Source organism: Streptococcus sp. 477, assembly GCF_013277295.1.
In the GTDB taxonomy this organism is placed as follows: domain Bacteria; phylum Bacillota; class Bacilli; order Lactobacillales; family Streptococcaceae; genus Streptococcus; species Streptococcus pseudopneumoniae.
In genome coordinates this window covers 1-25,835 of record NZ_VMMQ01000055.1, presented here as the reverse complement: position 1 = coordinate 25,835, position 25,835 = coordinate 1, and the positions used below count along the sequence as shown (strand labels likewise).

Genomic DNA, 25,835 nt, shown 5'->3' with positions numbered 1-25,835 from the left:
AGCGCGGTCTTGAACGTGGGCGAGCTGAGGGCATTGAACAGGGAATTGAACGTGGACGAGCTGAAGGCATCGAACAGGGATTAAAAGTAAGTTTAGCAAATCTAGTTCGTCAAGGTCTTCTAACACCTGAGGTTGCGAGTGAGCAATTAGGCATGACTGTGGCTGAGTTTGAAGAACTATTGAAAGAGCATCATAAATAAGAATGTTGAATTTCAAATTCAAGTTAGGCAGAGAGAAGAAATTTTCAGAGAGATTTGCGATCCAACTATTTTTTAGGACAATCATTGCTTCACCTCTCGATGAAGGCAACTTTTTTAGAAGTCGTTTTTTTAGGTAAGAGGATTGACTTTAGGAAATCATCTACGAGTCAGTTTTTTTAAGTCCTCATATAGAGACTCTAGGCATAAAATCTTAAAAATCACAAACACGCATAGTATCAGGTAATTAAAAAAACTTGATATTATGCGTTTTATAGTGCATTGAATCTATATTAGGACACAACAATTCTTAAATCATTGTTAGAAATTGGTTTGAATTTTCCAATCAATTTGTTCGATTTTTACATCATTGCATTATATTATGTGACTATTAACCTTGTCTTCTCCTAAAATTGACTTTCTTGTTTTCTTATCTTGTCCACTCGAAACAAGTATTGTAAGAATTTGATTATTTTTGAAAGTACTTTTAATATACTTGATATAGTTAAAAAAGATTTGAAACTAAATTCCAAATTAGAAAAAGACTTGAAATACTAAAAAAAAAAAGTATACTCTAATTGAAAACGGTAACAAAACTAATTTAGAGAATGAAATATAGAGTATTTCTCTCTTAAAAGTTTTTGGTGAAACGAGATGTAGAAAGGAGATTTAGCCAAAGAGTCTATTAGTGCTAGAATAATAGATTAGAATTATTTTAGAAAAACGAAGTGAGCAGCTTATAAATTCAAGTCCCCAAATAGATTCATACTAGTATCTTTTGCAAAAAATAAAGGGCGACTTCCTTCATGAATACCAATTTCATCTATAAGGAAGGTAGCTAATTGAACTAACTTATTTATTCTGTTTGTCGCTAGAAAAATCAGACCTCCTTGTGAAGATTGAGGAGATACTTAATGAAAATCAAAGAAGAAACTAGCAAGCTAGTAGCAGATTGCCCAAAACACCGCTTTGAGGTTGTAGATAAGACTGACCTATATAATCCAAGGTGAAGCGACTGTGGTTTGAAGAGATTTTCAAAGAGTATAGGCTAGAGAGTAGTGTTTTTATGTCCTTCTAGTAGAAAATGCTAGACAGAAGAATGGGGAACTTGGATAGGAAAAATAGATTGAGAAAGGAGGTTAGAAGAGATGATTATTACAAAAATTAGCCGTTTAGGAACTTATGTGAAAGTAAATCCACATTTTGAAACATTAATAGATTTTCTAGAAAAAACAGGACTAGAAAATTTAACAGAAGGTCCGATTGATATCGATGGTGATCGATTATTTGGGAATTGCTTTACTTATCTAGCAGACGGTCAAGCAGGAGCCTTCTTTGAAACTCACCAAAAATATTTGGATATTCATTTAGTTTTGGAAAACGAAGAAGCCATGGCTGTTACGTCGCCAGAAAATGTAAGCGTTACCCAAGAATATGATGATGAGAAAGATATTGAATTATACACAGGGAAAGTGGAACAGTTAGTTCATTTGAGAGCTGGCGAATGCCTTATCACTTTTCCAGAAGATTTACATCAACCCAAGGTTCGTATAAATGATGAACCTGTGAAAAAAGTTGTCTTTAAAGTTGCGATTTCTTAATGTAGAAAGGGAAGAACAATGAAAAAAATGAGAAAGTTTTTATGTTTAGCTGGAGTTGCGCTAGCAGCCGTTGCCTTGGTAGCTTGTTCAGGAAAAAAAGAAGCTACAACTAGTACTGAACCACCGACAGAATTATCTGGTGAGATTACAATGTGGCACTCCTTTACTCAAGGACCACGTTTAGAAAGTATTCAAAAATCAGCAGATGCTTTCATGCAAAAGCATCCAAAAACGAAAATCAAGATTGAAACATTCTCTTGGAATGACTTCTATACTAAATGGACTACAGGTTTAGCAAATGGGAATGTGCCAGATATCAGTACAGCTCTCCCTAACCAAGTAATGGAAATGGTCAACTCAGATGCTTTGGTTCCGCTAAATGATTCTATCAAGCGTATTGGACAGGATAAATTTAACGAAACTGCCTTAAGTGAAGCAAAAATCGGAGATGATTACTACTCTGTTCCTCTTTATTCACATGCACAAGTTATGTGGGTTAGAACTGATTTGTTAAAAGAACATAATATTGAGGTTCCTAAAACTTGGGATCAACTCTATGAAGCTTCTAAAAAATTGAAAGAAGCTGGAGTTTATGGCTTGTCTGTTCCGTTCGGAACAAATGACTTAATGGCAACACGTTTCTTGAACTTCTACGTACGTAGTGGTGGAGGAAGCCTCTTAACAAAAGATCTTAAAGCAGATTTGACAAGCCAACTTGCTCAAGATGGTATTAAATACTGGGTTAAAATGTATAAAGAAATCTCACCTCAAGATTCTTTGAACTTTAATGTCCTTCAACAAGCTACCTTGTTCTATCAAGGAAAAACAGCATTTGACTTTAACTCTGGCTTCCATATTGGAGGAATTAATGCCAACAGTCCTCAATTGATTGATTCGATTGATGCTTATCCTATTCCAAAAATCAAAGAATCTGATAAAGACCAAGGAATTGAAACCTCAAACATTCCAATGGTTGTTTGGAAAAATTCAAAACATCCAGAAGTTGCTAAAGCATTCTTAGAATCACTTTATAATGAAGAAGACTACGTTAAATTCCTTGATTCAACTCCAGTAGGTATGTTGCCAACTATTAAGGGGATTAGCGATTCTGCAGCCTATAAAGAAAATGAAACTCGTAAGAAATTTAAACATGCTGAAGAAGTAATTACTGAAGCTGTTAAAAAAGGTACTGCTATTGGTTATGAAAATGGACCAAGTGTACAAGCTGGTATGTTGACTAACCAACACATTATTGAACAAATGTTCCAAGATATCATTTCAAATGGAACAGATCCTATGAAAGCAGCAAAAGAAGCAGAAAAACAATTAAACGATTTATTTGAGGCTGCTCAGTAGATGTAAAAGACTAGAAAATAGGTGGGCTAGTGAGCTGAAAAGCCCTAGCCCAATCTTGTAAAAGAAGGGAGAAGGAGAATGGTTAAAGAACGTAATTTAACTCGCTGGATATTTGTTTTGCCAGCTATGATTATCGTAGGGTTACTATTTGTTTATCCGTTTTTCTCGAGTATTTTTTATAGCTTTACCAATAAGCATTTGATTATGCCTAATTATAAATTTGTTGGTTTAGCTAACTATAAAGCTGTGCTATCAGATCCCAACTTCTTTAATGCGTTCTTTAATTCAATTAAGTGGACCGTTTTCTCATTAGTTGGTCAAGTTTTAGTAGGGTTTGTATTGGCTTTAGCTCTTCACAGAGTACGCCACTTCAAGAAATTATATAGGACCTTATTGATTGTTCCTTGGGCATTTCCTACCATCGTTATTGCCTTTTCTTGGCAGTGGATTCTAAACGGGGTTTATGGCTACTTACCTAATCTAATCGTAAAATTAGGTTTAATGGAACATACACCTGCATTTTTGACAGATAGTACATGGGCATTTCTATGTTTGGTGTTTATCAACATTTGGTTTGGAGCGCCGATGATTATGGTCAATGTGCTTTCGGCATTGCAGACAGTACCAGAAGAACAATTTGAGGCTGCTAAGATAGATGGTGCTTCAAGTTGGCAGGTGTTCAAGTTTATCGTCTTTCCACATATTAAAGTGGTTGTAGGACTTCTAGTTGTTTTGAGAACTGTATGGATCTTTAATAACTTTGACATTATCTACCTAATTACTGGTGGTGGACCAGCCAATGCTACAACGACGCTCCCAATTTTTGCTTACAACCTAGGTTGGGGAACTAAATTATTGGGTCGTGCCTCAGCAGTTACAGTATTGCTCTTTATCTTCTTGGTGGCGATTTGCTTTATCTACTTTGCTATCATCAGTAAGTGGGAAAAGGAGGGTAGAAAATAATGAAGAAGAAATCCGGTATTTATTTAGATGTTCTCTCACATGTACTCTTGATTGGTGCGACTATTGTTGCAATTTTCCCATTGGTATGGATTATCATATCTTCTGTCAAGGGTAAAGGGGAATTAACTCAGTATCCAACACGATTTTGGCCTGAACAATTTACATTAGATTATTTCACTCATGTTATCAACGATTTGCACTTTATTGATAACATTCGAAACAGTTTAATCATTGCCTTAGCTACAACCGTTATTGCGATTATTATTTCTGCTATGGCAGCCTATGGTATTGTTCGATTCTTCCCTAAATTGGGAGCAATCATGTCAAGATTACTCGTCATTACCTACATTTTCCCACCAATTCTGTTAGCAATTCCCTATTCAATTGCCATTGCTAAAGTTGGGTTAACAAATAGTTTATTTGGCTTGATGATGGTTTATCTATCTTTTAGTGTTCCATATGCAGTTTGGCTCTTAGTTGGATTTTTCCAAACAGTTCCAATTGGAATTGAAGAAGCAGCTCGAATTGATGGTGCAAATAAATTTGTTACTTTTTATAAAGTTGTGCTACCGATTGTAGCACCAGGTATTGTAGCAACAGCTATTTATACATTTATCAATGCTTGGAATGAATTCTTGTATGCCTTGATTTTGATTAACAATACAGGAAAGATGACAGTAGCAGTAGCCCTTCGATCACTTAACGGTTCAGAAATTTTAGACTGGGGAGATATGATGGCTGCATCTGTTATTGTAGTTCTTCCATCAATCATTTTCTTCTCAATTATCCAAAATAAGATTGCAAGTGGATTGTCAGAAGGATCTGTGAAGTAGACGAAAGAAGGAAAAAATGAATAAGAGAGGTCTTTATTCAAAACTAGGAATTTCTGTTGTAGGCATTAGTCTTTTAATGGGAGTTCCCACTTTGATTCATGCGAATGAATTAAACTATAGTCAACTGTCCATATCTCCTATTTTTCAAGGAAGTTCATATCAACTGAACAATAAGAGTATAGATATCAGCCCTTTGTTATTAGATAAATTGTCTGGAGAGAGTCAGACAGTAGTAATGAAATTTAAAGCAGATAAACCAAACTCGCTTCAAGCTTTGTTTGGCCTATCTAATAGTAAAGCAGGCTTTAAAAATAATTACTTTTCAATTTTCATGAGAGATTCTGGTGAGATAGGCGTAGAAATAAGAGACGCCCAAAAGGGAATAAATTATTTATTTTCTAGACCAGCTTCATTATGGGGAAAGCATAAAGGACAGGCAGTTGAAAATACACTAGTATTTGTATCTGATTCTAAAGATAAAACATACACAATGTATGTTAATGGGATAGAAGTGTTCTCTGAAACAGTTGATACATTTTTGCCAATTTCAAATATAAATGGTATAGATAAGGCAACACTAGGATCTGTTAATCGTGAAGGCAAGGATCATTACCTCGCAAAAGGAAGTATTGATGAAATCAGTCTATTTAATAAAGCAATTAGTGATCAGGAAGTTTCAACTATTCCCTTGTCAAATCCATTTCAGTTAATTTTCCAATCAGGAGATTCTACTCAAGCTAACTACTTTAGAATACCGACATTATATACATTAAGTAGTGGAAGAGTTCTATCAAGTATTGATGCACGTTATGGTGGGACTCATGATTCTAAAAGTAAGATTAATATCGCCACTGCTTATAGTGATGATAATGGGAAAACGTGGAGTGAGCCAACTTTTGCTATGAAGTTTAATGACTATGAGGAGCAGTTAGTTTACTGGCCACGAGACAATAAATTAAAGAATAGTCAAATTAGTGGAAGTGCTTCATTCATAGATTCATCCATTGTTGAAGATAAAAAATCTGGGAAAACGATATTACTAGCTGATGTTATGCCTGCGGGTATTGGAAATAATAATGCAAATAAAGCCGACTCAGGTTTTAAAGAAATAAATGGTCATTATTATTTAAAACTAAAGAAGAATGGAGATAACGATTTCCGTTATACAGTTAGAGAAAATGGTGTCGTTTATGATGAAACAACTAATAAACCTACAAATTATACTATAAATGATAAGTATGAAGTTTTGGAGGGAGGAAAGTCTTTAACAGTCGAACAATATTCGGTTGATTTTGATAGTGGCTCTTTAAGAGAAAGGCATAATGGAAAACAGGTCCCTATGAATGTTTTCTACAAAGATTCGTTATTTAAAGTGACTCCTACTAATTATATAGCAATGACAACTAGTCAGAATAGAGGAGAGAGTTGGGAACAATTTAAGTTGTTGCCTCCGTTCTTAGGAGAAAAACATAATGGAACTTACTTATGTCCCGGACAAGGTTTAGCATTAAAATCAAGTAACAGATTGATTTTTGCAACATATACTAGTGGAGAACTAACCTATCTCATTTCTGATGATAGTGGTTAAACATGGAAGAAATCCTCAGCTTCAATTCCGTTTAAAAATGCAACAGCAGAAGCACAAATGGTTGAACTGAGAGATGGTGTGATTCGAACATTCTTTAGAACCACTACAGGTAAGATAGCTTATATGACTAGTAGAGATTCTGGAGAAACATGGTCGGAAGTTTCGTATATTGATGGAATCCAACAAACTTCATATGGCACACAAGTATCTGCAATTAAATACTCTCAATTAATTGATGGAAAAGAAGCAGTCATTTTGAGTACACCAAATTCTAGAAGTGGCCGTAAGGGAGGTCAATTAGTTGTCGGTTTAGTCAATAAAGAAGATGATAGTATTGATTGGAAATACCACTATGATATTGATTTGCCTTCGTATGGTTATGCCTATTCTGCGATTACAGAATTGCCAAATCATCACATAGGTGTACTGTTTGAAAAATATGATTCGTGGTCGAGAAATGAATTGCATTTAAGCAATGTAGTTCAGTATATAGATTTGGAAATTAATGATTTAACAAAATAAAGGAGAAAAACATGGTTAAATACGGTGTTGTTGGAGCAGGGTATTTTGGAGCTGAATTGGCTCGCTACATGCAAAAGAATGATGGAGCAGAGATTACTCTTCTCTATGATCCAGATAATGCAGAGGCGATTGCAGAAGAATTGGGAGCAAAAGTAGCAAGTTCCTTAGATGAGTTGGTTTCTAGCGATGAAGTAGATTGTGTTATCGTCGCAACTCCAAATAATCTTCATAAGGAACCGGTTATTAAGGCTGCACAGCATGGTAAAAATGTTTTCTGTGAAAAACCAATTGCGCTTTCTTATCAAGATTGTCGCGAGATGGTAGATGCGTGTAAAGAAAACAATGTAACCTTTATGGCAGGACATATTATGAATTTCTTTAATGGTGTTCATCATGCAAAAGAACTCATTAATCAAGGAGTTATCGGAGACGTTCTATATTGTCATACAGCTCGTAATGGTTGGGAAGAACAACAACCGTCAGTATCATGGAAAAAAATTCGTGAAAAATCAGGTGGTCACTTGTATCACCACATCCATGAATTGGATTGCGTTCAATTCCTTATGGGGGGCATGCCTGAAACTGTAACCATGACAGGTGGAAATGTGGCCCATGAAGGTGAACATTTCGGTGATGAAGATGATATGATTTTTGTCAATATGGAATTTTCTAATAAGCGTTTTGCCTTGTTAGAATGGGGTTCAGCTTATCGTTGGGGTGAACATTATGTCTTAATCCAAGGAAGCAAAGGTGCCATCCGCTTAGACTTATTCAACTGTAAAGGAACTCTTAAGCTAGATGGGCAAGAAAGCTATTTCTTGATTCACGAATCGCAAGAAGAAGATGATGATCGGACTCGTATCTATCATAGTACAGAGATGGATGGAGCAATTGCTTATGGTAAACCAGGTAAACGTACTCCATTATGGCTATCATCTGTCATTGATAAAGAAATGCGCTATCTGCATGAGATTATGGAAGGAGCTCCAGTATCAGAAGAATTTGCAAAACTTTTGACAGGTGAAGCTGCCCTAGAAGCAATTGCTACTGCAGATGCTTGTGCCCAGTCTATGTTTGAAGATCGCAAAGTAAAATTGTCAGAAATTGTAAACTAAATTTTGGTATTCTCCTATTTATAGGTCGACTTGCTCCTCTGAAAGTACTTTTAGAGGAGCTGTTTGACTTTGCTAGTTTTTGAAACTGAAATCTATTATACTACAAACTATTGAAAGCGTTTTAATTTTAAGGTATAATAATCTCATAGAAATAAAGAAAAAAGAAAGGGAGGAAAGAGGATGCCACAGATTAGTAAAGAAGCCTTGATTGAACAAATCAAAGATGGAATCATCGTTTCTTGTCAGGCTCTTCCTCATGAACCGCTTTATACAGAAGCGGGAGGGGTGATTCCCTTGCTGGTCAAAGCGGCTGAGCAAGGTGGAGCAGTCGGTATCCGAGCCAATAGTGTTCGCGATATCAAGGAAATTAAGGAAGTCACCAAACTTCCGATTATTGGGATAATCAAACGAGATTATCCGCCACAAGAACCCTTCATCACGGCTACTATGAAAGAAGTTGATGAATTGGCAGAACTGGACATCGAGGTGATTGCTCTGGATTGTACCAAGCGTGAACGCTACGATGGTTTGGAAATTCAAGAGTTCATTCGTCAGGTCAAGGAGAAATATCCTAACCAGCTCTTGATGGCGGACACCAGTACTTTTGAAGAAGGATTGGCAGCGGTCGAAGCAGGAATTGACTTTGTCGGAACAACCTTATCAGGCTACACATCCTACAGTCCAAAAGTGGATGGTCCAGATTTTGAACTCATCAAAAAACTCTGTGATGCCGGTGTAGATGTCATTGCAGAAGGAAAAATTCATACACCAGAACAAGCCAAACAAATCCTTGAATACGGAGTGCGAGGCATCGTTGTTGGTGGCGCTATTACTAGACCAAAAGAGATTACAGAACGCTTCGTTGCTGGTCTTAAATAAGATGTGAGGGGGGGAGTTTTATATTTAAAGTTTTACAAAAAGTTGGAAAAGCTTTTATGTTGCCTATAGCTATACTTCCTGCAGCAGGTCTACTTTTGGGGATTGGTGGTGCACTTTCAAACCCAACCACGATAGCAACTTATCCAATACTAGACAATAGTATTTTTCAATCGATATTCCAAGTAATGAGCTCTGCAGGAGAGGTTGTATTCAGTAACTTGTCACTACTTCTCTGTGTGGGATTATGTATTGGCTTAGCGAAACGAGATAAAGGAACCGCTGCGTTAGCAGGAGTAACTGGTTACTTAGTTATGACTGCAACGATCAAAGCTCTGGTAAAACTTTTTATGGCAGAAGGATCTGCAATTGATACTGGAGTTATTGGAGCATTAGTTGTCGGAATAGTTGCCGTATATTTGCACAACCGATATAGCAATATTCAATTACCTTCCGCTTTAGGATTCTTTGGAGGTTCACGCTTCGTTCCTATTGTTACATCGTTCTCTTCTATCTTAATTGGCTTTGTCTTCTTTGTTATTTGGCCACCTTTCCAACAACTTCTTGTTTCTACAGGTGGATATATTTCTCAGGCAGGTCCAATTGGAACTTTTCTATATGGATTTTTAATGAGACTTTCTGGAGCAGTAGGCTTACATCATATGATTTATCCTATGTTTTGGTATACTGAACTTGGTGGTGTTGAAACTGTTGCAGGACAAACAGTGGTTGGAGCTCAAAAAATATTTTTTGCTCAATTAGCCGATCCGGCTCATTCTGGATTATTTACAGAAGGAACAAGGTTTTTTGCAGGTCGTTTCTCAACAATGATGTTCGGTTTACCGGCTGCCTGTTTAGCGATGTACCATAGTGTTCCTAAGAATCGTCGTAAAAAATACGCGGGTTTGTTTTTTGGAGTTGCTTTAACATCTTTTATTACCGGTATTACAGAACCAATTGAATTTATGTTTCTATTCGTCAGTCCGGTTCTATATGTTGTTCACGCATTCCTTGATGGTGTCAGCTTCTTTATTGCAGACATCTTAAATATCTCAATAGGAAACACATTTTCAGGAGGTGTAATCGATTTCACTTTATTTGGAATTTTGCAGGGGAACGCTAAGACGAATTGGGTTCTTCAGATTCCATTTGGACTTATTTGGAGTGTTTTGTATTATATTATTTTTAGATGGTTCATTACTCAATTCAACGTTCTAACGCCAGGAAGAGGAGAAGAAGTAGATTCTAAAGAAATTTCTGAATCCGCAGATTCAACTTCAAATACTGCGGATCATTTAAAACAGGATAGCCTACAAATTATCAGAGCGTTGGGTGGATCAAATAATATAGAAGATGTAGATGCTTGTGTGACACGTTTACGTGTAGCTGTAAAAGAAGTTAATCAAGTTGATAAAGCACTTTTAAAACAAATTGGTGCAGTTGATGTCTTAGAAGTGAAGGGTGGCATTCAAGCAATCTATGGAGCAAAAGCAATCTTATATAAAAATAGTATTAATGAAATTTTAGGTGTAGATGATTAAGTACTTACTGACTTAATAAAAAATAGAGGAGAGTGATTGATGAGTAGGAAAAAATGAAAACGTATATAAATGCAAAGAACTCATTATCCAAGTTGGATACGCTTATAAAATAGGAGAATACAAATGAAATTTAGAAAATTAGCTTGTACAGTACTTGCGGGTGCTGCGGTTCTTGGTCTTGCTGCTTGTGGCAATTCTGGCGGAAATAAAGATGCTGGTAAATCAGGTGGTGACGGTGCCAAAACAGAAATCACTTGGTGGGCATTCCCAGTATTTACCCAAGAAAAAGCTGGTGACGGTGTTGGAACTTATGAAAAATCAATCATCGAAGCGTTTGAAAAAGCAAATCCAGATGTAAAAGTGAAATTGGAAACCATCGACTTCAAGTCAGGCCCTGAAAAAATCACAACAGCCATCGAAGCAGGAACAGCTCCGGACGTACTCTTTGACGCACCAGGACGTATCATCCAATACGGTAAAAATGGTAAATTGGCTGAGTTGAACGACCTTTTCACAGATGAATTTGTTAAAGATGTCAATAACGAAAACATCATACAAGCAAGTAAAGCTGGAGACAAGGCTTACATGTATCCAATTAGTTCTGCCCCATTCTACATGGCAATGAACAAGAAAATGCTAGAAGATGCTGGAGTGGCAAACCTTGTAAAAGAAGGTTGGACAACTGATGATTTTGAAAAAGTATTGAAAGCACTCAAAGACAAGGGTTACACACCAGGTTCATTGTTCAGTTCTGGTCAAGGGGGAGACCAAGGAACACGTGCCTTTATCTCTAACCTTTATAGCGGTTCTGTAACAGATGAAAAAGTTAGCAAATATACAACTGATGATCCTAAATTCGTCAAAGGTCTTGAAAAAGCAACTGGTTGGATTAAAGACAATTTGCTCAATAATGGTTCACAATTTGACGGTGGAGCAGATATCCAAAACTTTGCCAACGGTCAAACATCTTACACAATTCTTTGGGCACCAGCTCAAAATGGTATCCAAGCTAAACTTTTAGAAGCAAGTAAGGTAGAAGTGGTAGAAGTACCATTCCCATCAGACGAAGGTAAACCAGCTCTTGAATACCTTGTAAACGGATTTGCAGTATTCAACAATAAAGACGACAAGAAAGTCGCTGCATCTAAGAAATTCGTTCAATTTATCGCGGATGACAAAGAATGGGGTCCAAAAGACGTTGTTCGTACAGGTGCCTTCCCAGTTCGTACATCATTTGGAAAACTTTATGATGACAAACGCATGGAAACAATCAGTGGTTGGACTCAATACTACTCACCATACTACAACACTATTGATGGATTTGCTGAAATGAGAACACTTTGGTTCCCAATGTTGCAATCTGTATCAAATGGTGACGAAAAACCAGCGGACGCTTTGAAAGCCTTCACTGAAAAAGCGAACGAAACAATCAAAAAAGCTATGAAACAATAGTCCTTAGTTATTCTATAAAAAGTAGTTTTTTAAAGAAGCTAAGAGTGTATACCCCCTTTTCCCTCTACACAGATAGTGTAAGAAAAGGGGGCTTTTGTTTAAAATGTAAGAAACTGTCACGAAATTAAAATGAAGTTCTTACATAAGCGAATCATAAAAAATTTCATTTTGATTTTAAAACAGTTCAAGAAAGTCAAAAAATTATTCTATTTGAAAGAGAGGTGCCGACTGTGAAAGTCAATAAAATTCGTATGCGGGAAACAGTGATTTCCTATGCTTTCCTAGCACCAGTGTTGTTCTTCTTTATTATCTTTGTTTTAGCACCAATGATTATGGGCTTCATCACAAGTTTCTTTAACTATTCTATGACTAGTTTCCAATTTGTGGGCTTAGATAACTATGTCCGTATGTTTAAAGATCCTGTCTTTGCAAAATCTCTGATTAACACAGTTATTTTGGTTATTGGATCTGTGCCAGTTGTTGTTCTATTCTCACTCTTTGTAGCATCGCAAACCTATCACCAAAATGCTATTGCCAGATCCTTCTACCGTTTCGTTTTCTTCCTTCCTGTTGTAACAGGTAGTGTTGCCGTAACAGTTGTTTGGAAATGGATTTATGATCCGCTATCAGGTATCTTAAACTTTGTTTTGAAATCTAGTCATATCATTACTCAAAATATTTCATGGCTGGGCGACAAGCACTGGGCATTGCTGGCAATTATGATTATCCTCTTGACAACGTCTGTTGGTCAACCGATTATCCTCTACATCGCAGCTATGGGGAATATTGACAATTCATTGGTTGAAGCAGCTCGTGTTGACGGTGCAACTGAATTTCAAGTTTTCTGGAAGATTAAATGGCCAAGCCTTCTTCCAACAACTCTTTATATCGCAATCATCACGACAATCAACTCCTTCCAAGTTTTCGCCTTGATTCAATTGTTGACATCTGGTGGGCCAAACTACTCTACAAGTACCTTGATGTACTACCTGTACGAAAAAGCCTTCCAATTGACAGAATACGGTTATGCTAACACCATCGGTGTCTTCTTGGCAGTCATGATTGCGATCGTAAGCTTTGTTCAATTTAAGGCGCTCGGAAACGACGTAGAATACTAAAGAAAGGAGACAGCTATGCAATCTACAGAAAAAAAACCATTAACAGCCTTTACTGTTATTTCAACAATCATTTTGCTCTTGTTGACTGTGCTGTTCATCTTTCCATTCTACTGGATTTTGACAGGGGCATTCAAATCACAACCTGATACCATTATGATTCCGCCACAATGGTTCCCTAAAATGCCAACCATGGAAAACTTCCAACAACTTATGGTGCAGAACCCTGCCTTGCAATGGATGTGGAACTCAGTATTTATCTCATTGGTAACCATGTTCTTAGTTTGTGCAACATCATCTCTAGCAGGTTATGTATTGGCTAAAAAACGTTTCTATGGTCAACGCATTCTCTTCGCTATCTTCATCGCTGCTATGGCGCTTCCAAAACAAGTTGTCCTTGTACCATTGGTACGTATCGTCAACTTCATGGGAATTCATGACACTCTTTGGGCAGTTATCTTGCCTTTGATTGGATGGCCATTTGGGGTTTTCCTCATGAAACAATTCAGTGAAAATATCCCTACAGAATTGCTCGAATCAGCTAAGATTGATGGCTGTGGTGAGATTCGTACCTTCTGGAGCGTAGCCTTCCCGATTGTGAAACCAGGGTTTGCAGCCCTTGCAATCTTTACCTTCATCAATACTTGGAATGACTACTTCATGCAGTTGGTAATGTTGACTTCACGTAACAATTTGACCATCTCACTTGGGGTTGCGACCATGCAGGCTGAAATGGCAACCAACTATGGTTTGATTATGGCAGGAGCTGCCCTTGCTGCCGTGCCAATTGTAACAGTCTTCCTAGTCTTCCAGAAATCCTTCACACAAGGGATTACTATGGGAGCGGTCAAAGGATAATACTCTGCGAAAATCGAATGCAAACTAGGTCAGCGTCACCTTGCCATACTTAAGTATTGCCTGCGGTTAGCTTCCTAGTTTGTTCTTCAATTTTCATTGAGTATAAGAGAATATAGAGGTTATAAGTGTCTACAAAATGTTGGGTATTTGCTTACCTTAGAGATTTTGTCAGACACTTATCAACTTAAGAATGGTTTTAGTTAACTATCAGAAACGAAGGAAAGAGTATGATTTTTGACGATTTGAAAAACATCACCTTTTACAAAGGGATTCATCCCAATTTAGACAAGGCTATCGACTATCTCTACCAACATCGTAAGGATTCTTTCGAACTAGGTAAGTATGAGATTGACGGAGATAAAGTCTTTCTAGTTGTTCAAGAAAATGTCCTCAATCAAGCTGAAAATGATCAATTTGAACACCATAAGAACTATGCAGACTTGCATTTGTTGGTAGAAGGGCATGAATATTCGAGCTACGGTTCACGTATCAAAGATGAAGCAGTAGCATTTGACGAAACAAGTGATATTGGTTTTGTCCATTGTCATGAACACTACCCACTCTTGTTGGGTTATCACAATTTTGCGATTTTCTTCCCAGGTGAGCCACATCAGCCAACTGGCTATGCAGGCATGGAAGAAAAGGTTCGAAAATATCTCTTTAAAATTTTGATTGATTGAAAATAGGATGAATTGTCTTTTTGTAAATCTTTGATTAGGTTCTACCATGAAATTGATCTTTGTGAGGTAGAGAAATGAGCTCTTATTGTCAGTATCTTTATTCAGAAATGCTATTGGTATGGCAGGATTGAAGTTCAGCAAAGTCTTTATGGCTGCGGGAGCAAGAGTAGGATCACTGCTCAAGATTTATGGAAGGATTTTACAAATAGCTGTGAATCTAGTTGATGTATATGGTTGTATAAACTTTTAAAACGAGAGAATGAAAGCACTTTGTATTTTTTTATTGAAAGCACTTTGTATTTTTTTATTGAATATGTTAGCTTGGACAGTGCTTGCAATGATAATCCGTGGAGGGCTAGATGGATTTAATGAGCATACTTGGAGTACTATTTTAATTGCTTCGCTGTCCGGGATATATATAGATTATATGTCCATAGATAAAAGTAGAAAAAAGTCCAAAAGAAAAAAGAAAAAATAGATTTGTTCATGGTAGGGACTTATGAAAGCTTTACTGACAAAAAAGAAAACAGTTTACAAAGAAAAATGATGGAGGAGCAAACATGGCACAAAAAGGAGTAAGCCTTATCAAGGCAGCATTTGATACAGACAACTTTCTCATGCGTTTCAGTGAGAAAGTCTTGAACATCGTGACAGCCAATCTTCTTTTTGTCGTCTCTTGTTTGCCCATCGTGACGATTGGAGTGGCTAAAATCAGCCTCTACGAGACCATGTTTGAGATTAAGAAGAGCAGACGGGTGCCTGTTTTTAAAATCTATCTAAGATCTTTCAAGCAAAATCTGAAACTAGGTCTTCAGCTGGGTTTAATGGAGTTAGGAATTGTGTTTCTTACCCTTTCAGATCTCTATCTTTTCTGGAGTCAAACAGCTCTGCCCTTCCAATTGCTGAAAGCCATTTGTTTAGGTATTCTGATGTTTCTTACTATCGTGATGCTGGCTAGTTACCCTATCGCGGCACGTTATGACCTATCTTGGAAAGAAATTCTTCAAAAAGGATTGATGTTGGCTAGTTTTAACTTTCCTTGGTTCTTCCTCATGTTAGCCATTCTTGTCCTCATTGTGATGGTTCTTTATCTGTCCGCCTTCAGTCTACTCTTAGGTGGCTCAGTCTTCCTACTTTTTGGGTTTGGACTATTGGTCTTTATCCAGACTGGATTGATGGAGAAAATTTTCGCAAAATATCAATAGGAGTCTTATTTCTGAAACTACTTTCAAAGGCTTCAAACGCTATTCTATAAGCTAGAAACTAAAATCTAAGTGTCTATAAGATATTGAAAGCCTTTTCGGTAAAGTGTATACTAAAGAAGTAAAGAAAGAATCTGCTTTAGCAGAAAATAAAAATAATAGGAGAAAATCTATGTCAGATTTGAAAAAATACGAAGGTGTCATTCCAGCCTTCTACGCATGTTATGATGATCAAGGAGAAGTAAGTCCAGAGCGTACACGTGCCTTGGTTCAATACTTCATTGATAAAGGTGTTCAAGGTCTTTATGTCAATGGTTCTTCTGGTGAATGTATCTACCAAAGTGTAGAAGACCGCAAGTTGATTTTGGAAGAAGTCATGGCAGTTGCTAAAGGTAAATTAACTATTATTGCCCATGTTGCTTGCAACAATACCAAAGATAGTATGGAACTTGCTCGCCACGCTGAAAGTTTGGGAGTAGATGCCATTGCAACGATTCCACCAATTTACTTCCGCTTGCCTGAATACTCAGTTGCCAAATACTGGAACGATATCAGTTCTGCAGCTCCAAATACAGACTACGTGATTTATAACATTCCTCAATTGGCAGGGGTTGCTTTGACTCCAAGCCTTTACACTGAAATGTTGAAAAATCCTCGTGTTATTGGTGTTAAGAACTCTTCTATGCCAGTTCAAGATATCCAAACCTTTGTCAGCCTTGGTGGGGAAGACCATATCGTCTTTAACGGTCCAGATGAACAGTTCCTAGGTGGTCGCCTCATGGGTGCCAAAGCTGGTATCGGTGGTACTTATGGTGCTATGCCAGAACTCTTCTTGAAACTCAATCAGTTGATTGCGGATAAAGATTTAGAAACAGCGCGTGAGTTACAGTATGCTATCAACGCTATCATTGGTAAATTGACTGCTGCACATGGAAATATGTACGGTGTCATTAAAGAAGTCTTGAAGATCAATGAAGGATTGAATATTGGTTCTGTTCGTTCACCATTGACGCCAGTAACGGAAGAAGATCGTCCAGTTGTAGAAGCAGCTGCAGCCTTGATTCGTGAAACCAAGGAGCGCTTCCTCTAATCCATAAGGAGGTATTTATGACACACTACGTTGCAATTGATATAGGTGGAACCAACATCAAGTATGGTTTGGTTGATCAAGAGGGGCAACTTCTTGAATCGCATGAAATGCCAACTGAAGCGTATAAGGGTGGACCTCATATCTTACAAAAAACCAAAGATATTGTAGCCAGCTATTTAGAAAAAGGCCCAGTAGCAGGTGTTGCCATTTCTTCTGCAGGAATGGTGGATCCTGATAAGGGGGAAATTTTCTACGCTGGACCTCAGATTCCAAATTATGCAGGAACCCAGTTCAAGAAGGAAATCGAAGAAAGCTTTGCTATTCCTTGTGAGATTGAAAATGATGTCAACTGTGCAGGTCTGGCTGAGGCAGTATCTGGTTCAGGTAAGGGAGCAAGTGTCACCCTTTGCTTGACCATTGGAACAGGTATCGGTGGTTGCTTGATTATGGATGGGAAAGTCTTCCATGGTTTTAGCAATTCGGCCTGTGAAGTCGGGTATATGCATATGCAAGATGGAGCTTTTCAGGATCTCGCTTCTACCACAGCCTTGGTGGAGTATGTAGCAACATCTCATGGAGAAGATGTTGATCAGTGGAATGGCCGACGCATTTTCAAGGAAGCCACTGAAGGCAATAAACTCTGCATGGAAGGTATTGACCGCATGGTAGACTATCTAGGAAAAGGTCTGGCAAATATTTGCTACGTTGCCAATCCAGAAGTGGTTATTCTTGGTGGTGGTATCATGGGGCAAGAGGCTATCCTCAAACCTAAGATCCGCACAGCCTTGAAAGAGGCTTTGGTACCAAGTTTAGCAGAAAAAACACGATTAGAATTTGCCCATCACCAGAATACAGCAGGTATGCTTGGTGCATATTATCATTTTAAGACAAAACAATCCTAGTTTGGCTCAGCCAAACTAGGATTTTCTAATCAAATTCCCTTGACTTTCTTTATAATTGTGAGATAATAAATAAAATATATAAAGGAATTATATAAAATGACTATAGCGAATTCAAGTAAGATTGTGACCTTCCAAGCTAATAGAGAATTAGTAAATGATGCCATGGAAGTGTTAAAAGAAAAAAATCTCTCTCTTTCATCAGCACTCAGATTATTTTTAAAGAATGTTGCCGTAACAAATGAAGTAGATTTACTGAGTGAAGAGGAATTAGAGAAGGAGTATTTGTTTAGACAATTACAAGTAGAAGTTCAAGAAAGTTATGCCAAGATTGAGGCTGGAAATTACTTGACAGATGAGGATGTCGTGACACGCTATGGATTATAAAAGATATAGGATTTTGTATTCTCCTAGAGTGATTGATAGTCTGGATAAAATATATCAGTATATAGCGGAGGAAATCGGTTCTGTAGAGGCTGCGAGACGAAAAGTAGCCAATATTAGAAAAGATATTAATCGGCTAGAAATTTTCCCCCAAGCTGGATTTGATGCTGATGAAAAATTTGGTAAGAAATTAGACCCTCGCTACCAAACGCGAGGATTGACCTTGAGTAAGGATTACATTGTATTGTATACAATTGTTGAGGATACCGTCAGACTTGCTTATTTACTCCCTTCAAAAAGTGATTACATGAAATTATTCAAGACTAAGTCAAGATATGACTAATTCATAATCTTGAAGAGGTATGTTTGGTGATGAATAAAAATCCTAGTTTGGCTTAGCCAAACTAGGATTTTCTGACACGTTTTTGTCTACGATAGCCGTTGAGTTTCTTATTTTCCCAGTAGCTATTAAAGATTTTTTCCTTGCTTTCGCGATTGATTTCCAAAAAGTAGGCATAAATCAAATCGATAAAGAAGAGCATAGGAAGTTGAGCGGATATTCGTTGGATATAGGAAGGCTGGCTGTGGGTGGCTACAAGAACAGTCTCTGTGTAGGCCTGGCTATCTTTATTGGGAACACTTGAAAAGAGTACAGTCTTTGCCCCCATCTCCTTGGCATCTAATAGACTATCTAAAATAGAAGGTGTTGTACCAGAAAGTGAGAAGCCCAGTACGAGACAATTTTCCTCCATAATGCTGGTTGTCCATGCAAAGCCATCTTGATCGGTCAAGGCTTCGCAGACCACACCCAGACGCATGAACCGCAATTTCATTTCACGGGCGACGAGGGCAGAACTCCCTGTTCCGAAGAAGTAGACACGCTCAGCATCTTCGATTAGCTGGGCAATTCGTTCTAGTTGGATTTCGTCAATCAAGTCTTGTGTTTGTTCCCTCATATTGCTATAACTTCTGAGGACTCGTTTGGTCAGTGGACTGTGCTTGGAGACTTGGTTGGCTTGATTTTCTGCCTGATGTTGGTATTGGAAAATAAATTCTCGGTAGCCAGTAAAGCCACACTTTTTAGCAAAGCGGGTCAAAGCAGCTTGAGAAATATGTAATTTTTGGGTGACTTGTTGAGAAGATAAATCATCTGTAATCGTTTCAGCTTGCAAAAAATAGCGAGCGATTTCTTGCTCTAGGTCTGTCATTTCTTCAAAATGTGAATCAATGATAGTTGCGATATCTGGTTTGTCCATAGGGAAAGCTCCTTTACATGAGTCATACTGGAAGACTAGATCAGGGAATAGTCACACTTCATTATAACACATAATATAAGGATAGATAAATAAAAACGCATCTCTGTTTTAAAAACGAAAAAGTCGAAAAAGCTTCTTACTTTTCCATAATTTTCTACTCAAATTGTGGTACAATTAAGAGTAAGATTTTAATTATACTCTTCGAAAATCTCTTCAAACTACGTCATCGTTGCCTTGCCGTACTCAAGTACAGCCTGCGGCTAGCTTCCTAGTTTGCTCTTTGATTTTCATTGAGTATTAGAAATGAGACTGATTTGTATGAGAAGATTTAACAGCCATTCGATTCCGATTCGGCTTAATTTATTGTTTTCAATCATCATTTTACTCTTTATGACCATTATTGGTCGTTTGTTGTATATGCAGGTTTTAAACAAGGATTTTTACGAAAAAAAGCTAGCATCAGCTAGTCAGACCAAGGTCACAAGCAGTTCTGCCCGTGGGGAAATTTATGATGCTAGTGGGAAACCTTTGGTAGAAAATACGCTAAAGAAGGTTGTTTCCTTTACGCGTAGCAATAAAATGACGGCTACAGACTTAAAAGAAACAGCTAAAAAGTTACTGACTTATGTGAGCATCAGCTCTCTAAATTTGACAGAACGCCAGCTGGCGGATTACTATTTGGCTGATCCTGAAATCTATAAACAGACAGTGGAGGCTCTCCCAAGCGAGAAACGCTTGGATTCAGATGGCAATCGCCTATCCGAATCAGAACTGTATAACAATGCGGTCGATAGTGTCCAAACGAGTCAACTAAACTATACAGAGGATGAAAAGAAAGAAATCTATCTTTTTAGTCAGTTAAATGCTGTTGGAAACTTTTCGACAGGTACCATTGCGACAGATCCTTTAAATGATTCTCAGGTGGCTGTTATTGCCTCTATTTCAAAGGAGATGCCTGGCATTAGTATTTCTACTTCTTGGGATCGAAAGGTTTTGGAAACTTCTCTTTCTTCTATAGTAGGGAGTGTATCCAGTGAAAAAGCTGGTCTCCCAGCGGAAGAAGCAGAAGCCTATCTTAAAAAAGGCTATTCTCTAAATGACCGTGTTGGAACTTCGTATTTGGAAAAGCAATATGAAGAGACCTTGCAAGGAAAACGCTCGGTAAAAGAAATCCATCTGGATAAATATGGTAATATGGAAAGCGTGGATACAATTGAGGAAGGTAGTAAGGGAAACAATATCAAGCTGACCATTGATTTGGCCTTCCAAGATAGCGTGGATGCTCTGCTGAAAAGTTATTTCAATTCCGAGCTAGGAAATGGAGGAGCCAAGTATTCTGAAGGTGTCTATGCAGTCGCCCTTAACCCCAAAACAGGTGCTGTTTTGTCTATGTCAGGTCTCAAACATGACTTGAAAACGGGAGACTTGACGCCTGATTCCTTGGGAACGGTAACCAATGTCTTTGTCCCAGGTTCGGTTGTCAAGGCTGCGACCATCAGCTCTGGCTGGGAAAATGGAGTCTTGTCAGGAAACCAGACCTTGACAGACCAGTCCATTGTCTTCCAAGGTTCAGCTCCCATCAATTCTTGGTATACTCAGGCTTACGGTTCATTCCCTATCACAGCAGTCCAAGCTCTGGAGTATTCGTCTAATACCTATATGGTCCAAACAGCTCTAGGTCTTATGGGGCAGACCTACCAACCCAATATGTTTGTCGGCACCAGCAATCTAGAGTCTGCTATGGGGAAATTGCGTTCAACCTTTGGTGAATATGGTTTGGGTTCTGCGACCGGGATTGACCTACCAGATGAATCTACTGGATTTGTTCCCAAAGACTATAGCTTTGCTAATTACATTACTAATGCATTTGGGCAGTTTGATAACTATACGCCCATGCAGTTGGCTCAGTATGTAGCAACTATTGCAAATGATGGTGTTCGTGTGGCTCCTCGTATTGTTGAAGGCATTTATGGAAATAATGATAAGGGAGGCTTAGGCGACTTGATTCAGCAACTGCAACCGACAGAGATGAATAAGGTCAATATATCCGACTCCGATATGAGCATCTTGCACCAAGGTTTTTATCAGGTTGCTCATGGGACTAGTGGATTGACAACTGGACGTGCCTTTTCAAATGGTGCCTTGGTATCCATTAGCGGAAAAACGGGTACAGCCGAAAGCTATGTGGCTGATGGTCAGCAAGCAACCAATACCAATGCGGTGGCCTATGCCCCATCTGATAATCCCCAAATCGCTGTTGCAGTGGTCTTTCCTCATAATACCAATCTAACAAATGGTGTAGGACCTTCCATTGCGCGTGACATTATCAATCTGTATCAAAAATACCATCCAATGAACTAGAAAGGAAATTATGCTTTATCCAACACCCATTGCCAAGCTGATTGACAGTTATTCCAAGTTACCAGGTATCGGGATTAAGACGGCCACGCGTCTGGCCTTTTATACGATTGGGATGTCTGATGATGATGTCAATGAATTTGCAAAAAATCTCCTTTCTGCTAAGAGAGAATTGACCTACTGTTCTATTTGTGGACGTTTGACAGACGACGATCCTTGTTCTATCTGTACTGATCCGACTCGTGACCAGACAACGATTTTGGTGCTAGAGGATAGTCGGGATGTGGCGGCCATGGAAAATATCCAAGAATACCACGGACTCTATCATGTCTTGCATGGCCTCATTTCCCCTATGAATGGTATCAGTCCAGACGATATCAATCTCAAGAGTCTCATGACTCGTCTGATGGATAGTGAGGTTTCAGAAGTAATCGTAGCAACCAATGCCACAGCAGATGGGGAAGCGACTTCCATGTATCTTTCCCGCTTACTCAAGCCAGCTGGGATCAAGGTTACGCGCCTGGCACGAGGCCTTGCTGTGGGAGCAGATATCGAGTATGCGGACGAAGTGACCCTCTTACGGGCTATTGAAAATCGAACAGAGTTGTAAGTGTAGACAAATTTACGAACTCCATTCATTTATAAAAAAATCAAGGAGGCTGAAAATCGTTCCTATCGGCCTCTTTTTGTGTAGTGTGATGAGTAGGATTAGGTTCAAGTTTTAAAAAAACAAGCAAATATGATATACTAAAGAGCGAGTATTCTAGTAGAATTAGGACAAGTAATATGAAACAAACGATTATTCTTTTATACGGTGGACGGAGTGCGGAACGCGAAGTCTCTGTCCTTTCAGCTGAGAGTGTCATGCGTGCGGTCAATTATGATCGTTTCACAGTCAAGACTGTCTTCATCAGCCAGTCAGGTGACTTTATCAAAACGCAAGAATTTAGCCAGACTCCAGGTCAAGAGGATCGTCTTATGACCAATGAAACCATTGATTGGGATAAGCAAGTTGCACCAAGTGCCATCTACGAAGAAGGTGCAGTGGTCTTTCCAGTTCTTCACGGTCCGATGGGAGAAGATGGCTCTGTTCAAGGATTCTTGGAAGTTTTGAAAATGCCGTATGTCGGCTGTAATATCTTGTCATCTAGTCTTGCCATGGATAAAATCACGACCAAGCGTGTGTTAGAATCTGCTGGTATTGCTCAAGTTCCTTATGTGGCCATTGTCGAAGGTGATGATGTGACTGCTAAAATTGCTGAAGTGGAAGAAAAATTGACTTATCCAGTCTTCACAAAACCGTCAAACATGGGTTCAAGTGTTGGTATTTCCAAATCTGAAAATCAAGAAGAACTCCGCCAAGCTTTGGAACTTGCCTTCCAATATGACAGTCGTGTCTTGGTTGAGCAAGGAGTGAATGCTCGTGAAATCGAGGTCGGTCTACTGGGGAACTACGATGTCAAAAGCACGCTTCCAGGAGAAGTAGTCAAGGATGTTGCCTTCTACGACTATGACGCCAAGTATATTGACAACAAGATTACCATGGACATTCCGGCTAAAATCAGTGATGATGTGGTAGCTGTCATGCGTCGAAATGCAGAAACTGCTTTCCGTGCCATTGGTGGTTTAGGTCTATCTCGTTGCGATTTCTTCTATACAGACAAGGGAGAGATTTTCCTAAACGAGCTCAATACCATGCCAGGTTTCACCCAGTGGTCAATGTATCCACTTCTTTGGGACAATATGGGAATTAGCTATCCAGACTTAATCGAACGTTTGGTTGACCTTGCCAAGGAAAGTTTTGACAAGCGCGAAGCGCATTTGCTATAAAAATGAAAGAGAGGGTAGAAGCCAGAACCATCACTGCAAGGTGACTAGAGTTCTCGAGCTTCGACCCTTTTTAAAGGAGTAGAAATGAAATTAACAATCTATGAAGTTGCCCAAGCTGTTGGAGCTAAAAATGATGTTAGTCTTTTTGCGAACGCCCAGTTAGAAAAGGCTGAGTTTGACAGTCGATTGATTAGAACTGGAGATTTATTTGTGCCACTCAAAGGTGTGCGTGATGGTCACGACTTTATCGAAACAGCCTTTGAAAATGGTGCGACAGCAACCCTGTCTGAGAAAGAAATCGCAAATCATCCCTATATTTTAGTAGATGATGTATTGACTGCCTTTCAAACCCTAGCTGCCTACTATCTTGAGAAAATGGCTGTAGATGTCTTTGCTGTCACAGGTTCAAATGGTAAGACGACGACCAAGGATATGCTAGCGCATTTACTGTCAACGACCTACAAGACCTACAAAACTCAAGGAAACTACAATAATGAGATTGGTCTTCCATACACAGTTCTCCATATGGCTGAAGGAACAGAAAAGTTGGTTTTGGAGATGGGACAGGATCACTTGGGAGATATTCATCTCTTGTCTGAATTGGCTCATCCAAAGATAGCCATCGTGACCTTGGTTGGAGAAGCCCATTTGGCCTTTTTCAAAGACCGTTCGGAGATTGCCCAAGGAAAAATGCAAATTGCAGATGGCATGGCTTCGAATTCCTTGCTTTTGGCCCCAGCCGACTCCATTGTAGAGGCCTACTTGCCAACTGATAAAAAGGTGGTTCGTTTTGGGCAAGGAGCAGAGTTGGAAATCACAGACTTGGTTGAGCGTAAGGACAGTCTGACCTTTAAAGCTAATTTCTTGGAACAAGCCCTTGATTTGCCAGTGACTGGTAAGTACAATGCCACTAATGCTATGATTGCTGCTTATGTGGCCCTACAAGAAGGAGTTTCAGAAGAACAAATTTGTCAGGCCTTCCAAAATCTTGAATTGACGCGTAACCGTACCGAGTGGAAGAAAGCAGCCAATGGAGCAGACATCTTGTCAGATGTTTACAATGCCAATCCAACTGCTATGAAGCTGATTTTAGAGACCTTCTCTGCCATTCCAGCCAATGAAGGGGGCAAGAAAATTGCGGTTTTAGCGGACATGAAGGAACTGGGTAACCAGTCAGTTCAACTCCATAATCAGATGATTTTGAGCCTTTCTCCAGATGTGCTGGATACCGTGATTTTCTACGGAGAAGACATTGCTGAATTGGCCCAACTTGCCAGTCAAATGTTCCCAATTGGCCACGTTTACTATTTCAAGAAAACAGAAGACCAAGACCAATTTGAAGACCTAGTCAAGCAGGTCAAGGAAAGCCTCAGTGCCAATGATCAAATCTTGCTCAAGGGCTCTAACTCTATGGACCTAGCCATGTTGGTAGAAAGTTTAGAAAATGAAACCAAGTGATTTTGTTAAGTATCTGCAAAGAATGATTGCCCTTACAGATACTGGCTTAACCTTTACAAAAGATCCTTTTGACTGTGAGCGCTACGAAGACTTGCGAAGTCTGTTATCTGAAATGTTGAATCAGGTATCAGACCTTGATGCAGACGAAGTGGCAGAACTCTTGAAACCGACCTCCGCTTATGCGACTCCCTTAATGGACGTCCGTGCTTGGATTGTTGAGGATGAGAAGATTTGTCTGGTTAGGGGACAAGGAGAGGATAGTTGGGCTTTGCCAGGTGGCTTTGGTGAAGTCGGCTATTCTCCAACTGAAAATATTCTCAAGGAAATTGAAGAAGAAACCGGTTTTAAAGCCAAAGTTGAAAGACTGCTAGCTGTTTTTGATACCAATCGTTTCCAACTACAGAGCAAACAATATGCAAAGTTTGTTTTTGAATGTAAGCTTCTCGATGGACAATTCCAAGAAAATCAAGAAATCGCTGACCTTCAATTTTTTGCAATTGACCAACTGCCGAATTTATCTGAAAAACGCATTACCAAGGAGCAAATCGAGATTCTTTGGCAGGTTTATCAAGGTCAGAGGGAGCAATATCTTGACTAAGAAGATGATTATCGTATTTCTAAATCCATTTTTGACAAATAGCATGGTATAATCCCATCTTTG

The 25,835-nt window shown here is 38.7% G+C and carries 24 protein-coding genes and 1 pseudogene; 24 read left to right on the top strand and 1 reads right to left on the bottom strand.

Annotation, left to right across the window (positions count from 1 at the left end; translation table 11 throughout):
• The 19 genes and pseudogenes from HT691_RS07020 to HT691_RS06935 form a co-directional block, all read left to right on the top strand.
• Nucleotides 1–200, top strand: a 200-nt coding sequence (locus HT691_RS07020; protein ID WP_172925311.1) for a hypothetical protein, incomplete at its 5' end; no start/stop codon positions are given.
• A gap of 1,145 nt (nucleotides 201–1,345) precedes the next feature.
• Nucleotides 1,346–1,798 (top strand): YhcH/YjgK/YiaL family protein, encoded by a 453-nt coding sequence (locus HT691_RS07015; RefSeq protein ID WP_000587483.1) that lies wholly within the window; start codon nucleotides 1,346–1,348, stop codon nucleotides 1,796–1,798.
• 18 nt (nucleotides 1,799–1,816) lie between these two features.
• Nucleotides 1,817–3,154: a sugar ABC transporter substrate-binding protein gene (locus HT691_RS07010; RefSeq protein WP_000738776.1), complete on the top strand. Its 1,338-nt coding sequence runs from the start codon at nucleotides 1,817–1,819 to the stop codon at nucleotides 3,152–3,154.
• 78 nt (nucleotides 3,155–3,232) lie between these two features.
• The gene (locus HT691_RS07005; RefSeq protein WP_000237988.1) at nucleotides 3,233–4,117 is read left to right on the top strand and encodes an ABC transporter permease subunit; all 885 of its coding nucleotides are present in this window, start codon (nucleotides 3,233–3,235) and stop codon (nucleotides 4,115–4,117) included.
• Entirely contained in the window at nucleotides 4,117–4,950 is an 834-nt protein-coding gene (locus HT691_RS07000) for a carbohydrate ABC transporter permease (protein ID WP_172925310.1), read from the top strand. Before HT691_RS07005 ends, HT691_RS07000 begins: the two co-directional genes overlap by 1 nt.
• A 16-nt stretch (nucleotides 4,951–4,966) precedes the next feature.
• A pseudogene (gene nanB / locus HT691_RS06995) lies at nucleotides 4,967–7,060 on the top strand (neuraminidase NanB).
• 11 nt (nucleotides 7,061–7,071) lie between these two features.
• Nucleotides 7,072–8,175, top strand: coding sequence for a Gfo/Idh/MocA family oxidoreductase (locus HT691_RS06990; protein ID WP_054388017.1), 1,104 nt, complete (start codon nucleotides 7,072–7,074; stop codon nucleotides 8,173–8,175).
• Between the two features lie 180 nt (nucleotides 8,176–8,355).
• The gene (locus HT691_RS06985; RefSeq protein WP_001135655.1) at nucleotides 8,356–9,054 is read left to right on the top strand and encodes an N-acetylmannosamine-6-phosphate 2-epimerase; all 699 of its coding nucleotides are present in this window, start codon (nucleotides 8,356–8,358) and stop codon (nucleotides 9,052–9,054) included.
• Nucleotides 9,055–9,074: 20 nt separating this feature from the next.
• Nucleotides 9,075–10,592 (top strand): PTS transporter subunit EIIC, encoded by a 1,518-nt coding sequence (locus HT691_RS06980; RefSeq protein WP_044012217.1) that lies wholly within the window; start codon nucleotides 9,075–9,077, stop codon nucleotides 10,590–10,592.
• Between the two features lie 123 nt (nucleotides 10,593–10,715).
• A complete protein-coding gene (locus HT691_RS06975) occupies nucleotides 10,716–12,044 on the top strand; it encodes an ABC transporter substrate-binding protein (protein WP_054388018.1) in 1,329 nt (442 codons plus the stop codon).
• A gap of 251 nt (nucleotides 12,045–12,295) precedes the next feature.
• A complete protein-coding gene (locus HT691_RS06970; RefSeq protein ID WP_162199215.1) occupies nucleotides 12,296–13,162 on the top strand; it encodes a sugar ABC transporter permease in 867 nt (288 codons plus the stop codon).
• A gap of 15 nt (nucleotides 13,163–13,177) precedes the next feature.
• Entirely contained in the window at nucleotides 13,178–14,017 is an 840-nt protein-coding gene (locus HT691_RS06965) for a carbohydrate ABC transporter permease (RefSeq protein WP_001192006.1), read from the top strand.
• A 227-nt stretch (nucleotides 14,018–14,244) separates the two neighbouring features.
• Nucleotides 14,245–14,697 carry a YhcH/YjgK/YiaL family protein gene (locus HT691_RS06960; protein WP_054388020.1) on the top strand — a complete coding sequence of 151 codons (453 nt, stop codon included), beginning with the start codon at nucleotides 14,245–14,247 and terminating at the stop codon, nucleotides 14,695–14,697.
• A gap of 283 nt (nucleotides 14,698–14,980) precedes the next feature.
• Nucleotides 14,981–15,175 carry a hypothetical protein gene (locus HT691_RS11340; protein ID WP_001810112.1) on the top strand — a complete coding sequence of 65 codons (195 nt, stop codon included), beginning with the start codon at nucleotides 14,981–14,983 and terminating at the stop codon, nucleotides 15,173–15,175.
• 82 nt (nucleotides 15,176–15,257) lie between these two features.
• Nucleotides 15,258–15,902, top strand: coding sequence for a YesL family protein (locus HT691_RS06955; protein WP_172925309.1), 645 nt, complete (start codon nucleotides 15,258–15,260; stop codon nucleotides 15,900–15,902).
• 169 nt (nucleotides 15,903–16,071) lie between these two features.
• Nucleotides 16,072–16,989: a dihydrodipicolinate synthase family protein gene (locus HT691_RS06950; protein WP_001281495.1), complete on the top strand. Its 918-nt coding sequence runs from the start codon at nucleotides 16,072–16,074 to the stop codon at nucleotides 16,987–16,989.
• A gap of 17 nt (nucleotides 16,990–17,006) precedes the next feature.
• A complete protein-coding gene (locus HT691_RS06945) occupies nucleotides 17,007–17,891 on the top strand; it encodes an ROK family protein (protein WP_023933715.1) in 885 nt (294 codons plus the stop codon).
• Nucleotides 17,892–17,987: 96 nt separating this feature from the next.
• Entirely contained in the window at nucleotides 17,988–18,275 is a 288-nt protein-coding gene (locus HT691_RS06940; protein WP_138700009.1) for a hypothetical protein, read from the top strand.
• On the top strand, nucleotides 18,265–18,615 hold the full coding sequence (locus tag HT691_RS06935; protein ID WP_000384968.1) for a type II toxin-antitoxin system RelE/ParE family toxin: 351 nt from the start codon (nucleotides 18,265–18,267) through the stop codon (nucleotides 18,613–18,615). The genes HT691_RS06940 and HT691_RS06935 overlap by 11 nt, the downstream gene beginning before the upstream one ends.
• A gap of 61 nt (nucleotides 18,616–18,676) precedes the next feature.
• Here the strand turns inward: HT691_RS06935 and HT691_RS06930 are convergent, their stop codons facing one another.
• Nucleotides 18,677–19,528, bottom strand: coding sequence for a MurR/RpiR family transcriptional regulator (locus tag HT691_RS06930; protein WP_172923338.1), 852 nt, complete (start codon nucleotides 19,526–19,528; stop codon nucleotides 18,677–18,679).
• A gap of 303 nt (nucleotides 19,529–19,831) precedes the next feature.
• Between HT691_RS06930 and pbp2b the strand changes: the two genes are divergently transcribed.
• The 5 genes from pbp2b (at nucleotide 19,832) to HT691_RS06905 (ending at nucleotide 25,772) form a co-directional block, all read left to right on the top strand.
• On the top strand, nucleotides 19,832–21,889 hold the full coding sequence (pbp2b, locus tag HT691_RS06925; protein ID WP_172925308.1) for a penicillin-binding protein 2B: 2,058 nt from the start codon (nucleotides 19,832–19,834) through the stop codon (nucleotides 21,887–21,889).
• 10 nt (nucleotides 21,890–21,899) lie between these two features.
• The gene (gene recR, locus HT691_RS06920; protein WP_000966754.1) at nucleotides 21,900–22,496 is read left to right on the top strand and encodes a recombination mediator RecR; all 597 of its coding nucleotides are present in this window, start codon (nucleotides 21,900–21,902) and stop codon (nucleotides 22,494–22,496) included.
• A gap of 176 nt (nucleotides 22,497–22,672) precedes the next feature.
• On the top strand, nucleotides 22,673–23,716 hold the full coding sequence (locus HT691_RS06915; protein WP_119942304.1) for a D-alanine--D-alanine ligase: 1,044 nt from the start codon (nucleotides 22,673–22,675) through the stop codon (nucleotides 23,714–23,716).
• 84 nt (nucleotides 23,717–23,800) lie between these two features.
• Nucleotides 23,801–25,174 (top strand): UDP-N-acetylmuramoyl-tripeptide--D-alanyl-D-alanine ligase, encoded by a 1,374-nt coding sequence (gene murF / locus HT691_RS06910; protein ID WP_172925307.1) that lies wholly within the window; start codon nucleotides 23,801–23,803, stop codon nucleotides 25,172–25,174.
• Nucleotides 25,161–25,772 (top strand): NUDIX hydrolase, encoded by a 612-nt coding sequence (locus tag HT691_RS06905; protein WP_000804584.1) that lies wholly within the window; start codon nucleotides 25,161–25,163, stop codon nucleotides 25,770–25,772. The genes murF and HT691_RS06905 overlap by 14 nt, the downstream gene beginning before the upstream one ends.
• The last annotated feature ends 63 nt before the right edge of the window (nucleotides 25,773–25,835 follow it).

Excerpts from the sequence above, each read along its gene's own strand:
- HT691_RS07015 (WP_000587483.1), top strand. The coding sequence starts at position 1,346 with ATGATTATTACAAAAATTAGCCGTTTAGGAACTTATGTGAAAGTAAAT.
- HT691_RS07010 (WP_000738776.1), top strand. The coding sequence starts at position 1,817 with ATGAAAAAAATGAGAAAGTTTTTATGTTTAGCTGGAGTTGCGCTAGCA.
- HT691_RS07005 (WP_000237988.1), top strand. The coding sequence starts at position 3,233 with ATGGTTAAAGAACGTAATTTAACTCGCTGGATATTTGTTTTGCCAGCT.
- HT691_RS07000 (WP_172925310.1), top strand. The coding sequence starts at position 4,117 with ATGAAGAAGAAATCCGGTATTTATTTAGATGTTCTCTCACATGTACTC.
- HT691_RS06990 (WP_054388017.1), top strand. The coding sequence starts at position 7,072 with ATGGTTAAATACGGTGTTGTTGGAGCAGGGTATTTTGGAGCTGAATTG.
- HT691_RS06985 (WP_001135655.1), top strand. The coding sequence starts at position 8,356 with ATGCCACAGATTAGTAAAGAAGCCTTGATTGAACAAATCAAAGATGGA.
- HT691_RS06975 (WP_054388018.1), top strand. The coding sequence starts at position 10,716 with ATGAAATTTAGAAAATTAGCTTGTACAGTACTTGCGGGTGCTGCGGTT.
- HT691_RS06970 (WP_162199215.1), top strand. The coding sequence starts at position 12,296 with ATGCGGGAAACAGTGATTTCCTATGCTTTCCTAGCACCAGTGTTGTTC.
- HT691_RS06965 (WP_001192006.1), top strand. The coding sequence starts at position 13,178 with ATGCAATCTACAGAAAAAAAACCATTAACAGCCTTTACTGTTATTTCA.
- HT691_RS06960 (WP_054388020.1), top strand. The coding sequence starts at position 14,245 with ATGATTTTTGACGATTTGAAAAACATCACCTTTTACAAAGGGATTCAT.
- HT691_RS06955 (WP_172925309.1), top strand. The coding sequence starts at position 15,258 with ATGGCACAAAAAGGAGTAAGCCTTATCAAGGCAGCATTTGATACAGAC.
- HT691_RS06950 (WP_001281495.1), top strand. The coding sequence starts at position 16,072 with ATGTCAGATTTGAAAAAATACGAAGGTGTCATTCCAGCCTTCTACGCA.
- HT691_RS06945 (WP_023933715.1), top strand. The coding sequence starts at position 17,007 with ATGACACACTACGTTGCAATTGATATAGGTGGAACCAACATCAAGTAT.
- HT691_RS06940 (WP_138700009.1), top strand. The coding sequence starts at position 17,988 with ATGACTATAGCGAATTCAAGTAAGATTGTGACCTTCCAAGCTAATAGA.
- HT691_RS06935 (WP_000384968.1), top strand. The coding sequence starts at position 18,265 with ATGGATTATAAAAGATATAGGATTTTGTATTCTCCTAGAGTGATTGAT.
- HT691_RS06930 (WP_172923338.1), bottom strand. The coding sequence starts at position 19,528 with ATGGACAAACCAGATATCGCAACTATCATTGATTCACATTTTGAAGAA.
- pbp2b (WP_172925308.1), top strand. The coding sequence starts at position 19,832 with ATGAGACTGATTTGTATGAGAAGATTTAACAGCCATTCGATTCCGATT.
- recR (WP_000966754.1), top strand. The coding sequence starts at position 21,900 with ATGCTTTATCCAACACCCATTGCCAAGCTGATTGACAGTTATTCCAAG.
- HT691_RS06915 (WP_119942304.1), top strand. The coding sequence starts at position 22,673 with ATGAAACAAACGATTATTCTTTTATACGGTGGACGGAGTGCGGAACGC.
- murF (WP_172925307.1), top strand. The coding sequence starts at position 23,801 with ATGAAATTAACAATCTATGAAGTTGCCCAAGCTGTTGGAGCTAAAAAT.
- HT691_RS06905 (WP_000804584.1), top strand. The coding sequence starts at position 25,161 with ATGAAACCAAGTGATTTTGTTAAGTATCTGCAAAGAATGATTGCCCTT.